Source organism: Acidovorax sp. WCS2018Noco2-16, from assembly GCF_031843945.1.
Lineage (GTDB): Bacteria > Pseudomonadota > Gammaproteobacteria > Burkholderiales > Burkholderiaceae_C > Paracidovorax.
In genome coordinates, this window is record NZ_JAVTJJ010000010.1 from 96,893 (window position 1) to 109,687 (window position 12,795).

A 12,795-nucleotide genomic window follows, 5' to 3' on the forward strand; every position below is an offset into this window, starting at 1 on the left:
TAGCTATTAATTTAATAGCAAACCTGATACGGAGCGACTGATTAGGCGTGCTGCCCACCGCGCTTGACGAAGAAAAGCCCCGCACCCACCGCCATCAGCAGGCCGCCGAACACGCGGTTCTGGTTGCGCGCGGCGCGCGGGCTGCGCATCAGGCGGCGCAGCGCGCTGGCGCTGGCGGCGTAGCCATGCATCACCACCACGTCTACCGAGAGCGTGGTGGCGGCCATCACCAGCAGTTGCGTCCACAGCGGGCGCGCATCGGTCATGAATTGCGGCAGCACGGCCACCATGAAGATGATGCCCTTGGGGTTGGTGGCGTTGGTGAGAAAGCCCGTCAGCACGCGGCGCTGCCACGGCCCGGCGTTGGCAGGCGCGGCCTCGGCGCCGTCTTGCGGGGCTGCACCACCGGCACGCCACTGGCTGAAGCCCAGGTAGATCAAGTAGCACGCACCCAGCACCTTCACGGTGCTGAACGCCACCTCCGACGCGATCAGCAGCGAGCCCACGCCGGCGCCGGCAACGACCAGAATCAGCAGCAGCCCCAGCTGCAGCCCAAAGATGGTGGCGCTGGTCTTGCGCACGCCGTAGGACAGGCCATGGCTCATGGACAGCACCGCGCCTGAGCCGGGGGATACCGCGATCAGGCACGACGCGGCGAAGAAAGCGATCCAGGTATGTAGGTCCATGGGAGTCGATCAGAGAAGGGAATCAGGAGGTTGCGGATTCTAGACGGAGCCTCACCCGCGCAGATTACATGCAAAATAGGGCTCCAGCGCTTATCCAATAAGCGCAAGTAGCTATATTTTTTATAGCAAAAGGCAACCAAGGCACGGGCGCTGCGCGTGATCTGTGCCTGCTCGCTTTTCCATCGGCTCCTGCCGGGCGATCCATCGCCCAGGCCATAACCCAACGCCCTCATGGAACACATCCCCGCTTGGCTCAATTACGGATTCCTCTACCTGGCCGCCGCCGTGGTGGCCGTGCCCATCGCCCGCGCGCTGGGGCTGGGCGCCATCATCGGCTACCTGGCGGCGGGCATCGCCATCGGGCCGTGGGGTTTGGGGCTGGTCAGCAACGTGCAGGACATCCTGCATTTCGCTGAATTCGGCGTGGTGCTGATGCTGTTTCTCGTCGGGCTGGAACTGCAGCCCAGCCGGCTCTGGGCGCTGCGCCGCCCCATCTTCGGGCTGGGTTCGGCCCAGGTGCTGGGCTGCGCGGCCCTGCTGTGGCTGGCCGCGTGGGCCTGCGGCGTGCCTTGGTCAATTGCGCTGGTGGCCGCGCTGGGGCTGGCGCTGTCGTCCACCGCCATTGCGCTGCAGACGCTGGCCGAGCGCAACCTGATGCGCACCGACGGCGGCCAGAAGGCGTTCTCCATCCTGCTTTTTCAGGACGTGGCGGCCATTCCCATCCTGGCGCTGCTGCCGCTGCTGGGCGCCGCAGCGCTGGGCGCGGGCGGCACCGCGCCGCACCACACGCCGGCCGAAATGGCGCTGGAGGCGGCCAAGATCATCGGCGTGGTGGCGGCCATCGTGCTGGGCGGGCGGCTGGCGCTGCGGCCGCTGTTGCGCTGGATCGCGCGCAGCAAGACGCCCGAGATCTTCACCGCCGCGTCGCTGCTGCTGGTGGTGGGCATTGCCTACCTGATGGTGCTGGTGGGCCTGTCGATGGCACTTGGCGCCTTCCTCGCCGGCGTGCTGCTGGCCGACAGCGAATATCGGCGCGAGCTGGAGGCCGACATCGAGCCCTTCAAAGGCCTGCTGCTGGGCCTCTTTTTCATGGCCGTGGGCATGTCCATCGACTTCGGCGTGCTGATGCGCTCGCCGGGACTGATGGCGCTGGTGCTGGTGGGTTTTCTGGCCATCAAGGGCGTGGTGATCTACACGCTGGCGCGGGTCACCGGCACGCCGTACCAGGAACGGCCGGTGTTCACGCTGCTGCTGGCACAGGGCGGCGAATTCGCGTTCGTGGTGTTCCAGGCCGCAGCGACGGCGGGCGCGCTGCCGACCGAAACCGCGTCGCTGCTGATCGGCGCGGTGGCGCTGTCGATGCTGCTGTCGCCATTGCTGCTGGTGCTGCTGGACCGGGTGCTGCTGCGCCGCTACGCGCGGCTGAAGACCGATGTGCCGACGGCCGCCAAGATATCGGAGCCGCAGGAAGCGCCCGTCATCATCGCGGGCTTCGGCCGCTACGGGCAGATCGTCGCGCGCACCATGCTGCTGCAGGGCGTGCCCACCACCGTGCTGGACCACAGCGTGGAGATGCTGGAGGTGGCGCACACCTTCGGCTACCGTGTGTTCTACGGCGATGCGACCCGGCTGGAGCTGCTACGCATCGCCGGCGCGGCGCAGGCCCGCATTCTGGTCATCGCGGTGGACGACGCCGAACAGTCGGTGAAGATCGCCGCGCTGGCGCGATCGCACTTTCCGCAGCTGAAGATCGTGGCGCGTGCGCGCAACGTGGGCCACTGGAATGCGCTGCGCGACCTGGGCGTGGAGCATGTCGAGCGCGAGCTGTTCGAGTCCAGCCTGAAGACCGCCCGCACGGTGCTGGAGCTGATGGGCCTGCCCGAGCAAGAGGCCCTGCGCGTGGCAGATCGCTTTCGCGAGCACAACATCGCCCTGGCCAACCGCATGTATCCGCACCACAAGGACCAGGAAAAGTTCATTGCCGTGGCGCGGCAGGGCCGCCAGCAACTGGTGGAACAGATGGCCAAGGAAAGACAGGAAAAGGCGGAGGGATCGAAGCACGATACCAATCCGAGCCTTGAGCCATTGCCGCAATCACCGCCTCAGAGCCGCGATTGAATCAGCGCGCGCCAGCCACAGGCGCGCGCTTTGGTTGATGCGGGCGTGAGCAAACGGCAGGCGAAAAAACAACATGGATGAAAATGATTCTCATTAAAATGAGAATCGCGCCGCGTTTCCATCGCCCAGCTTGAGCTTGGGTGGCAGAGCCGGCGCCCCCTTCATTCCGCTCGTTCGATCGCCGTCATGACCACTCCTTCGCACCCCATCGCCGGGGCAGCCAGCTCCCGCGCGCCTGCTCTCTCCGTGCCAGTAACGCGCACCCGCCGTGGCGGCGCAACGCTGTGGGCCTTGAGCCCGCTGGCACTGTGCCTGTCGCAAGCCGCCGTTGCACAGCCCGCGCCCGACACGGCGCCGCAATTGCAGGAAGTGCGCATCAACGCCAGCACCGAAAAGGACGTGGGCTTTGCCCCCGTCGAAGCGCAAACCGCCGGCAAGGCGCCGATGCGCCGGCTGGAAACCCCGCAGTCGGTGAGCGTGGTCACGCGCGAGCAGATGGAGTCGCGCCAGATCAACAACCTGCAGCAGGCGCTGCAGACCGTGGCCGGCGTCAGCCCGGTCAACTTCGGGCGGCGCGGTTTCGACGACATCAACATTCGCGGCTTTCGCTCAACCGAATCCATCCTCATCGACGGCCTGGTGCAAAGCCCCGGCATGTGGACGCGCCTGACGCCCTACGGCTACGAGCGCTTTGAAGTGCTCAAGGGCGCGGCCTCGGTGCTGTACGGCCAGGTGCAGCCCGGCGGCATCGTCAACGCGGTGAGCAAGCGGCCCAAGCGCGATGCTTTAAGCGAAGTGGGCGTGGAAGTGGGCAGCTTCGGCCAACGCACGCTGCAGGCCGACATCAACCGGCCGCTGAACGAGTCGGGCAAGGCGGCGTTCCGCATCAACGCGCAAGTCTCGAACAGCGACGACCCGACCGACTTCGTCTACCGGCGCGACCGCTGGATCGCGCCTTCGCTGTCACTGGACCTGGGCGCGCAGACCGATCTGGTGCTGTTTGCCACTTACAGCCAGAGCAGTTGGATGCGCCAGCAGGGCATCACGCCCTACGGCACCGTGCTGCCCAATGCCAACGGCACGCTGCGGCGCACGCTCTACACGGGCGACCCCAGCTTCGGCAACTACGACATGGAGACGACGTCCATCGGCTATGCGCTGGAACACCGGCTGTCGCCGCAGCTGACGCTGCGCCAGAACGTGCGCTATGAAACCGAAAAGGGCACGGGCAGCTTCGTGGCCAACCTGGCGCTGCAGGCCAACCAGCGACTGCAAAACCGCCAGGCCACGCACCAGTACATGGACGACGACCTGCTGGCTACCGACACGTCGCTGCTCTCGCAGTTCTCGACCCTGGGCGTGCAGCACCGCCTGGTTACCGGACTGGACGCGCGCACCGGCCACACCTGGCAAGGCCAGCGGCGCTGCACCATTGGCGCACTCAATCTGTTCAACCCGGTGTACGGGGTAGCGGCCACCTGCCCCACAGGCTACACCGGCGATGCGCCGGCAAAGCTCAGCGTGATGGGCCTGTACGCGCAGGACCAGATCAAGTTCAACCCGCAATGGACAGCCCTGGTCGGCCTGCGCCGAGACTGGTCCACCAACGAGATCGACAACCGGCTGACCAGCCAGCAGACGCGCCAGAAAGACTCCGCCACCACCCTGTCCGCCGGGCTGGTCTATGAATTCACGCCCGGCTGGGCGGCCTACACCAGCTACGGCGAATCGTTCTTGCCTGTGTCAGGCACCACGTTCAGTGGCGCTGCGTTTGCGCCCGAAACCGGCAAGCAATGGGAAGCCGGCCTGAAGTACGAGGCGCCAGGCGGCGGGCTGACCGGCGCGCTGGCGCTCTTCAACCTCACGCGACGCAACGTCACCACGGCCGACCCGTCCAACACCGGCTTCAGCGTGCAGACCGGCGAGCAGCGATCGCGCGGACTGGAACTGGAAGTGGGTGCTGACCTGCGCCAGAACATCAAGCTGACGGGCGCCTACACCTATACCGACACGAAGGTCACGCGGGACAACAAAGCCGCCATCGTGGGCCTGCCGCTGAACCTCACGCCGCGCCACACGCTGGCGCTGTGGGCCACCTACAAGCTGCCGCAGATGCCGCAAATCACGCTGGGCGCCGGCGCACGCTATGTCAGCGAGCAGGTCGGCTCGTACCCCTTCACCCTGCCCGCCTACACCGTGGCAGACCTGTCCGTCGGCTATGCCGGCTCCAACTACCGCGTCACGGCGGGCGTGAAGAACGTGTTCGACAAGGCCTACTACGACGGTGCCATCAACGCCAACGTGGTGTCGCCGGCACTGCCACGCAGCTTCAACGTGGGATTGACGTACTTCTTCTGAAAAAGCAGAACCCCGCCACTTTTCAATACGGCTTTATTTATAGATATTTTTCAATTTACAAAAACAGAGCTTCTATGAATTTTATGTCCAGCTTTAATCAATTTCTTTGCAGTTAAGCAAGCAAATAAAATTCATAGACTTTTCTTTTCATAGATTTTTAGTAATATCTATGAATGCCAAGGCAAAACACTTCTCCTGCTGACTACCCGCAGGCGGTGCTGCAGCAAATTGCGCAGCTCGCCCAGAACATCGTCATCGCCCGCAAGCGCCGCAAGGAAACGCAGGCGCAGTGGGCGCAGCGGCTGGGCGTGTCGCAGCCGACGATGGCGCGCATCGAACGGGGCGACCCGTCGGTGGCGATGGCGTCGTATGTGATGTGCATGTGGCTCATCAACCAGGCGCAGGGCCTGGCCGACCTGGTGGCGCCGCAGCGCGACCTTGCCTCGCTGGAGCGCGAAGTCGCCAGAACCCGCCCACGCTCCGCTGCCAAGCGGACGGTGAAAAACCAGGTGGCGGAACCGGCCGCGCCGGGGTGGAGCCCGCCAGAACGGGCTGCCAACCGCTCTGCCGAAGGCCTGGCGGCACTGGTGGCCGGCATCAAGAAAGCGCAGCCATGAAGCTGGCGCAGGTCACGCCGCGCACCTACGCGCCGCAAGACGAGCTCTTCGTCTGGGCGCTGGTCAACCCCGCCGCCCCGGTGCTGACCGGCTCGCTGGCCTTGTCGCATCTGGTGCCCAACTGCGCCACGTTCACCTACACGCCGGACTGGTGGGAGTTCGCGCTGAGCGAAAACCTGCCCCTCGTCGCAGGCCAGGCCTTCAGCGCAGGGCTGAAGGACAGCGCGCCCGGCGCCATCGACGACGCACGGCCCGACCGCTGGGGCGAGCGCATCATCCGCCACATCGACCGGCCGGCGCGCCTGTCGATACTGGAGATGCTGCTGTTTGCCGGCGATGACCGCTTTGGCGCACTGGGCATCTCCACCTCGGCCGAGCGCTACGTGCCCCGGCGCATCGGGCCGTATCCGCAGCTGCGCGACCTGGCGTCGCTGGCGCAGGCGGTGGAGGACGTGCAGACACAAGCGCCCGTCACGCCGGATATCCAGCGCCTGGTGCAGCCCGGTGTCACCTTGGGCGGCGCGCGGCCCAAAGCACTGCTGCAGACTGACAACGGCCCCTGCGTGATCAAGTTCAGCGAACTAGACGACCCGGTAGACACGCCGCTGATCGAACACGCCACCATGACGCTGGCCGCCCTTGCCGGCATCACCGTTGCGCAAACGGGCGTGCTGCCGCTGCCATCACGGCATGTGCACGGCACGCAGCGCCACGCACTGACCATCCAGCGCTTCGACCGGCTGGACGCCAACGGGCAGACCTTGCGGCTGCATTGCATCTCCGCCAGAACTGCGCTGGCGGCTGCGGGCCTCACGGAAAGCTACGGCGCCCTGGCTACCGTGTTGCTGCGCCAGGCGCATCCTGACCGGCAGAAAGCCCAGCGCGAAGAGCTGTTCCAGCGCATGGTGTTCAACATCCTCATGGACAACACCGACGACCACGAGCGCAATCACTGCCTGCGCCTGGGTTTGGACGGCTACTACGCGCTATGCCCCGCGTTCGACGTGGTGCCGACACTGCAGAACATGGGCTACCAGGCCATGGTGGTCGGCCAACATGGCGCTGAGTCGACCCTGGACAACGCGCTGACCGAACTAAGCGAATTCGGCATTCAGCGCGCCCGAGCCATCGAACTCGTGCAGGCCGTGGCCCGCACGGTGGACCAGTGGCCGCAACACTTCGCCCGCCAGGGCGTGAGCGCAAAAGACATGGAGCTGCTGCACGCCAGCATCGACCGCAACGCACTAAAAGCGCAACGCAAGGCGTTCTGCTGACCGCGCTGGATGGCGTGGGTGCGGGTGCTCTTTTCCGACACACGCCTCTGCCTCGCGCCTACACAGCGGGCACGGCAGTGAGGCGACAGTGCACTGTCTTTCATCCAATGAGGTACCTATGAAAACCAACGTGATTGCAGCGCTCGTCGCTTCGGGCTTCCTGGCCTGCACTGGCGCACACGCCCTGACGGCCGACCAGCACAAGGCGGCCAAGGCGAAAATCGAAGCCGACTACAAGTCGCAAAAGGTGCAATGCGACACCCTCAAGGACAACGCCAAGGATGTCTGCGAAGAAGAGGCCGAAGCTAAGGAAAAGCTGGCAAAGGCCGAGCTGGAGCAACAGTACAAGCCCAGCGCCGCTCATGCACGCAAGGTAGCCGAAGTTCGGGCTGAAGGCGTTCACGACGTCGCCAAGGAAAAGTGCGACGACCAGACGGGCGACGCCAAGAACGCATGCGAAAAGCAGGCCAAGGCTGACTATGACAAGGCCAAGGCCGACATCAAGGCAACGAAGTACTAAGCGAAGTACTGAGTCGAACGCCAGTTCGATTCGCTCCCAGTGCTGACTGGGAAACGAGCCCCCATGGCTGCATGAGTGAAGGCCCCTGTGACCTGCTCAGGCGCATGGGGGTTTTGTCATGCCGCGCCAACAAAGGATGGCAGAGCCTGCGCAATGGGTCCCTACCGCGCGGCCCCGCATTTGGCGAAGCGATGCGATGCGTCAATCCACGCTGGCGCCGGACTCCTTGACCACCTTGCCCCACTTCACGGCTTCGGTCTGGATGAAAGCGGCAAACTGCTCCGGCGTCTCGCCCGCGGTTTCGGCGCCCTGCTCGTTGATCTTCTTCTTGACGTCCGGCTGGGCCAGCACCTTCACCAGCGCCTTGTTCAGCTGCGCGACGATGAGCGCGGGCGTGCCGGCAGGGGCGAACATGCCGAACCACGACGTGGCCTCATAGCCCGGCACGCCGGCTTCGGCGATGGTGGGCACGTCGGGCAACTCGGGCGAACGCTTGGCCGTGGTCACCGCGATGGGGCGCAACTTGCCCGAGCGCACGTGCTGGATGGCCGATGGCATGTTGTCGAACATGATGCCGATCTGGTTGCCCAGCAGGTCGGTCACGGCCGGTGCGCTGCCCTTGTAGGGAACGTGCTGCATGTCCACCTTGGCCATGCTCTTGAACAGCTCGCCCGACAGGTGGATGGAGCTGCCGCTGCCCGACGAGCCAAAGTTGACCTTGCCGGGGTTGGCCTTGGCGTACGCGATGAGTTCCTGCACCGTCTTGTATGGCTGCGCGGGGTTGGCGACCAGCAGGTTGGGCACGTTGGCGACGCGCGTGAGCGGCGCGAAGTCCTTCACCGGGTCGAATGGCATCTTCTTGTACAGCGATGCATTGATGGCGTGCGTGCCCACGGTGCCCATGAACAGGGTGTAGCCATCGGCCGCAGCGCGCGCAGCCAGCTGGCCACCGATGTTGCCGCCAGCACCGGCACGGTTGTCCACCACCACGGACTGGCCGAGCTCGGTGGTCAACCCCTGCGCAATGATGCGCGCCAGAATGTCGGTGGTGCCGCCCGCTGCAAACGGCACGACGATGGTGATGATCTTGGTCGGATAAGCCTGCGCAAAGGCCATGGCGGGAACGGTGCCGATGGCAGCAGCCGCCAGGGCGGCGACGACGGTGCGGCGGGTAGCGAATCGGGTGAAGTGAACGGACATGTGTTGTTTCCTCGGATCTCTTATAGGGATGGGGCTCAGCAGCGCGGTTATTCCTGCACGATGGACGACGGATGATTGGCCAGCGGCGTCACCTTGATCTGCATGTAGGGGAACAGCGGCAGGCCGCTCAGAATGGTGTGCAGTTCGTCGTTGCTGGCCACGTCGAAGATGCTCACGTTGGCGTATTCGCCGACGACGCGCCACAGGTGGCGCCACTTGCCGTCTTGCTGCAACTGCTGCGAATACGCTTTTTCCTTGCGCTTGATTTCGTCGGCCACCTCGGGGGCCAGCGTGGACGGGATCTGCACGATCATTTCAGCCATGAACAGCATGGGATTTCTCCTTGAAAAGAGGTGGGGTAAACGAGAGAGGGAATCAGAGGTGCGGCCAGACCAGCATGGTCACGGCGTAGATGGCGCCCACCAGCAGCATGGAAACCACCGTGTAGCCCATGATGTCTTTGAGCTTGAGCTTGGACAGCGCCAGCGCCGGCAAGATCCAGAACGGCTGCACCAGATCGTTCCAGCCGTTGCCCAGCATCACCGACATGGCGGTCTGCGCCTGCGATGCGCCCAGCGTGGTGGCCGCGTTGATCATGAACGGGCCCTGCAGCACCCAGTGGCCGCCGCCCGAAGGCGCGAAGAAGTTGATGACGAACGAACTCACCAGGCCCCACAGCGGCAGCGTGTCGGCGGTGGAGACGCTCACGAACACGTGCGCGATGGACTCCACCAGCCCCGAGCCATGCATGATGGCCATGATGCCGGCGTAGAACGGAAACTGCAGAATGATCCCGCCGATGGTCTTCACGCCTTCGTTGACCTTCTCCACGTATGCCATCGGTGTGCGCAGCAGCAGCACGCCGAGGAACAGGATGAAGAAGTTGATCATGTTCAGATCAAGGTTGCCGCCCTTGATGAAGTGCATGGCCACATAGGCCATGCCGCACAGGCCGATCAGCAGGCTCAGCACGCGGCTGTGGTTCAAGCGGTAGGCCAGCGTCTTCTCGTCGCCCATCACGCTCTCGGCGCCGGCCGGTTTGGCATCGGCCACGGAGGCCGGATCCAGCTCGACGACCTTCTCGCCCTTCTTGGGGTGCATGGTGGCGTTCAGCAGCGGCAGCGCGATCAGCACGGCCAGGCTGGTCAGCAGGATGGGTGTGGAGAAGATCGTCTGCGTGAGCGGGATCAGCCCCATCGTGCCTTCGAACGCATGGCCCTTGGTGGAGATCAGCACGGGGATGGTCGCCGAAAAGCCCAGGCTGTACATGGTGAAGCCCGTGTAGGCAGCCGCAATGATGAGCGGGTAGTGCACGCCCTTCACTTTGAGCGCCAGCTTGCGCGCCATGATGCCGCCGATCACCAGGCCGAAGCCCCAGTTGAGGTAGCTGCCCACACAGCCCACGATGGTGGCGACGATGATGGCCTGGCGCGGCGTTTGCACGTGCGATGCGATGCGGTTCAGAAACCGGTCCACGATGGGCGCGGCCGCCAGCACGTAGCCCATCACCAGAATCACCGCCATCTGCGTGGTGAACGCCAGCAGGCTCCAGAAGCCCTTGCCCCAGTCCTGCACCACGTCGTTGATGGGACGGTTTTCTACACCGAAGGCAAGCGCCATGGTCAGCAGCGTGAGCATGATCGCGAAGACGAACGGGTCGGGCAGGTAGCGCCGCATCAGCTCGGTGAAGAAGGCAGTGATTTTCGACATTGGGGAAGGTCTCTTGTTGTGATGTTGAATTTGTGAAAGCTCGGATCAGGACAAGCGTGACCGTCAGACGCCTGCGATGCCCACCGTCATGCCGCCGCAGACGTACAGCACCTGGCCCGTGACGAAGCCGCTGCGGGCATCCAGCAGGTACGACACCGCATGCGCCACATCGTCGGGCGTGCCCACGCGCTTGACGGGCACCGAATCGATGATGGCCTTCGTGCGCGGCGCATCGGGCGGGTTGGCGCGGTCGAACAGCTCGGTGCGGATGGGGCCCGGGCCGATGGCGTTGGCCGTCACGCCGTGGCGGCCCAGCTCCAGCGCCCACACGCGCGTCATGCCGATCAGCCCGGCCTTGGTGGCCGAATACGCGGTGCGCAGCTCCTTGCCCAAAGCCGCACGGGAGGACATGTTCACGATGCGCCCGAAGCCCGCCGCCCGCATGCCCGGCAGCAGCGCCTGCATGCACTGGAGGCTGCAGCGCAGGTTCAGCGCCACGGCCAGGTCGAACTGTTCCAGCGTCTGCTCGGCCGCTTCGGCCGGCACCACGATGCCCACGTTGTTCACCAGCCTCGTGATGGGGCCGCCGGCCAGGGCCTCCTGCAAGGCCCGCGCGGTGTCGGTGGTGTTGGACAGGTCGGCCTGGATGCCGCCGGGCACATGGCCTACGGCGCGGTCGATGATGACGGGCTCGTAGCCGTCGGCGCGGCAGCGCTCGGCCGTCGCCGCGCCGATGCCGGCGCCGCCGCCGGTGATGAGAACGCGCTCGCGTGCAGATGCTGTGGTCATGGGAGAGAAGTCCTTCAGAAGATGCGAAGCGGCGGCGTCAGAGAAAGCACTGGCCGTCGACGTAAGCCTTGCGCCAGCGGGTGAGCGTCACGCGCTCGAACAGGCCGGCGGCGTGGAACGGGTCGGACTCGATGAAGCGCTGCGCCTCTTAGCGCGAGTCCAGCGCCACCACGTACAAGCCGCCGCCCAGATCCTTGCCCTCGTCGTCCAGCTTGGCGCCGCAGGCCAGCAGCAGGGCTTTGTGTTGGTCCAGAAACTCCAGGTGTGCGGCCCGAGCGGCTTTGCGCACGTGCTGGTGCTCGGGCTTGTCGAAGGTTTCGATGATGTAAGGCAAAGCACTCTCCTTATGCACGCGACAGCGGCACATGGCATACGCCGGTCAACCGGCTTCAGGGGATGGATTTCCGTGCAGTGCGCACTGCACGGAACGGGGCGACAGTCAGAACACCAGCTACACGGTGGCGACGGGTGTCACAGGCGAGGCAATGGCCCCGGGCAGATTCAACGGCGGCGCCGTCAGCAGAAAACGCGAGCGGCCCCGCGCACGCAGCCATTCGGCCAGCGGCGTCAGGTGCCACAACTCGCCCAGATGCACGCCCAGCTTGAACAGGCAGTGTTCGTGCAGCGGCAGCGCGGCGCAGCAGGCCGGGCCCGCCTTGGCGGGAAAAGCCTCGACGGCGTAGTTGTCGGCGGCGATGGCGGCCAGCTGGCTGTCGGTGATCCACTGCAGCAGCTTGTCGTCGCGCCCGTCCAGCACGGCGCAGCTGCCCGCCAGCACGGCCGCGTCGGGGTGCTTGCGCATGCCCAGCACCACGTCGGCAAAGCCGGTGTGCAGGCACACGATGTCGCCCGGCTCCACCGCCACGCTGTCGGCATCCAGCACACGCATCAGCGTGTCGTAGCCCACCACCGTGCGGGCATCGCCCAGGTGGGCGCGCAAATCGATCATCACGCCACGGCCCTGCACGCCCGTGCGGGCCATGCCCTCGATGCCCAGCGCATGCGCGGCCGAAGTGCTGGCGGCCGAGCCCGGCGCGTCAGGCACGCCGGCATCGCGCACGTCGCTGGGGCCGACCACATCGCGGCCAGCGGCGTAGCCGTTGTAGTACAGCGCTTCGGGCAGGCCGTCGCCATTGGCGTCGAACATCGAGCCCGCGTGTGCCAGGCCGTCCCACTGCGTGGAGTACTGCAAATGCAGGATGGCCAGGTCGTCCGACAGCACGTCGGTGCGGCCCGGCTCCAGCGCGCCCAGCAGGCAGTTGAAGTTGACCAGCCCCTTGCGCAGCAGCGGACGCAGCACGGGCGGGTTGCGGTTGGGGTTCAGCGCATTGCCGCCGGGGTAATCCAGCGGCAGGCTCAGCGCAAAGGCCAGGCCTTCGTGCGCTTCGGCCACGCCCTGGCGCACCTTCTCGGGCGTGAGCAGGTTCAGGCGGCCAAGCTGGTCGTGGGGCCCGAAGTCGCCCCAGTTGGAGCCCTCCGGGCGGCGCTGCCAGCGAGGATTGGTGGGCTTCGAACACATAGGG

The 12,795-nt window shown here is 65.4% G+C and carries 11 protein-coding genes and 1 pseudogene; 5 read left to right on the forward strand and 7 right to left on the reverse strand.

The window, feature by feature from the left end; all coding sequences use genetic code 11:
- Positions 1–41 precede the first annotated feature (41 nt).
- A complete protein-coding gene (locus tag RQI28_RS16940; protein WP_311222471.1) occupies positions 42–686 on the reverse strand; it encodes a LysE family transporter in 645 nt (214 codons plus the stop codon).
- A 231-nt stretch (positions 687–917) separates the two neighbouring features.
- On the opposite strand from RQI28_RS16940, the gene kefC reads away from it, so the two are divergent.
- The 5 genes from kefC to RQI28_RS16965 all read left to right on the forward strand — a co-directional run bounded on the left by kefC (position 918) and on the right by RQI28_RS16965 (position 7,573).
- A complete protein-coding gene (gene kefC / locus RQI28_RS16945) occupies positions 918–2,804 on the forward strand; it encodes a glutathione-regulated potassium-efflux system protein KefC (RefSeq protein ID WP_311222472.1) in 1,887 nt (628 codons plus the stop codon).
- Between the two features lie 186 nt (positions 2,805–2,990).
- Positions 2,991–5,162 carry a TonB-dependent siderophore receptor gene (locus RQI28_RS16950; protein ID WP_311222473.1) on the forward strand — a complete coding sequence of 724 codons (2,172 nt, stop codon included), beginning with the start codon at positions 2,991–2,993 and terminating at the stop codon, positions 5,160–5,162.
- A 173-nt stretch (positions 5,163–5,335) separates the two neighbouring features.
- Complete coding sequence (locus RQI28_RS16955; RefSeq protein WP_311222474.1) at positions 5,336–5,779, forward strand: helix-turn-helix transcriptional regulator; 444 nt, start codon at positions 5,336–5,338, stop codon at positions 5,777–5,779.
- Entirely contained in the window at positions 5,776–7,053 is a 1,278-nt protein-coding gene (locus RQI28_RS16960; RefSeq protein WP_311222475.1) for a type II toxin-antitoxin system HipA family toxin, read from the forward strand. Before RQI28_RS16955 ends, RQI28_RS16960 begins: the two co-directional genes overlap by 4 nt.
- A gap of 118 nt (positions 7,054–7,171) precedes the next feature.
- The gene (locus RQI28_RS16965) at positions 7,172–7,573 is read left to right on the forward strand and encodes a hypothetical protein (protein WP_311222476.1); all 402 of its coding nucleotides are present in this window, start codon (positions 7,172–7,174) and stop codon (positions 7,571–7,573) included.
- 201 nt (positions 7,574–7,774) lie between these two features.
- Here the strand turns inward: RQI28_RS16965 and RQI28_RS16970 are convergent, their stop codons facing one another.
- From RQI28_RS16970 to RQI28_RS16995, 6 genes and pseudogenes are all read right to left on the reverse strand, one after another.
- Complete coding sequence (locus RQI28_RS16970) at positions 7,775–8,773, reverse strand: tripartite tricarboxylate transporter substrate binding protein (protein WP_311222477.1); 999 nt, start codon at positions 8,771–8,773, stop codon at positions 7,775–7,777.
- A gap of 47 nt (positions 8,774–8,820) precedes the next feature.
- Complete coding sequence (gene catC, locus RQI28_RS16975) at positions 8,821–9,105, reverse strand: muconolactone Delta-isomerase (protein WP_311222478.1); 285 nt, start codon at positions 9,103–9,105, stop codon at positions 8,821–8,823.
- 43 nt (positions 9,106–9,148) lie between these two features.
- Positions 9,149–10,483, reverse strand: a complete 1,335-nt coding sequence (locus tag RQI28_RS16980) for a TIGR00366 family protein (protein ID WP_311222479.1) — start codon at positions 10,481–10,483, stop codon at positions 9,149–9,151.
- A gap of 63 nt (positions 10,484–10,546) precedes the next feature.
- A complete protein-coding gene (locus RQI28_RS16985; protein WP_311222480.1) occupies positions 10,547–11,272 on the reverse strand; it encodes an SDR family oxidoreductase in 726 nt (241 codons plus the stop codon).
- A 37-nt stretch (positions 11,273–11,309) separates the two neighbouring features.
- A pseudogene (locus tag RQI28_RS16990) lies at positions 11,310–11,606 on the reverse strand (YciI family protein).
- A 117-nt stretch (positions 11,607–11,723) separates the two neighbouring features.
- Complete coding sequence (locus tag RQI28_RS16995) at positions 11,724–12,791, reverse strand: cyclase family protein (protein WP_311222481.1); 1,068 nt, start codon at positions 12,789–12,791, stop codon at positions 11,724–11,726.
- Positions 12,792–12,795: the final 4 nt, after the last annotated feature.

Coding starts and splice junctions, on each gene's coding strand:
- RQI28_RS16995 (WP_311222481.1), bottom strand. CDS start 12,791: ATGTGTTCGAAGCCCACCAATCCTCGCTGGCAGCGCCGCCCGGAGGGC.
- RQI28_RS16970 (WP_311222477.1), bottom strand. CDS start 8,773: ATGTCCGTTCACTTCACCCGATTCGCTACCCGCCGCACCGTCGTCGCC.
- RQI28_RS16985 (WP_311222480.1), bottom strand. CDS start 11,272: ATGACCACAGCATCTGCACGCGAGCGCGTTCTCATCACCGGCGGCGGC.
- catC (WP_311222478.1), bottom strand. CDS start 9,105: ATGCTGTTCATGGCTGAAATGATCGTGCAGATCCCGTCCACGCTGGCC.
- RQI28_RS16965 (WP_311222476.1), top strand. CDS start 7,172: ATGAAAACCAACGTGATTGCAGCGCTCGTCGCTTCGGGCTTCCTGGCC.
- RQI28_RS16980 (WP_311222479.1), bottom strand. CDS start 10,483: ATGTCGAAAATCACTGCCTTCTTCACCGAGCTGATGCGGCGCTACCTG.
- RQI28_RS16940 (WP_311222471.1), bottom strand. CDS start 686: ATGGACCTACATACCTGGATCGCTTTCTTCGCCGCGTCGTGCCTGATC.
- RQI28_RS16950 (WP_311222473.1), top strand. CDS start 2,991: ATGACCACTCCTTCGCACCCCATCGCCGGGGCAGCCAGCTCCCGCGCG.
- RQI28_RS16960 (WP_311222475.1), top strand. CDS start 5,776: ATGAAGCTGGCGCAGGTCACGCCGCGCACCTACGCGCCGCAAGACGAG.
- kefC (WP_311222472.1), top strand. CDS start 918: ATGGAACACATCCCCGCTTGGCTCAATTACGGATTCCTCTACCTGGCC.
- RQI28_RS16955 (WP_311222474.1), top strand. CDS start 5,336: ATGCCAAGGCAAAACACTTCTCCTGCTGACTACCCGCAGGCGGTGCTG.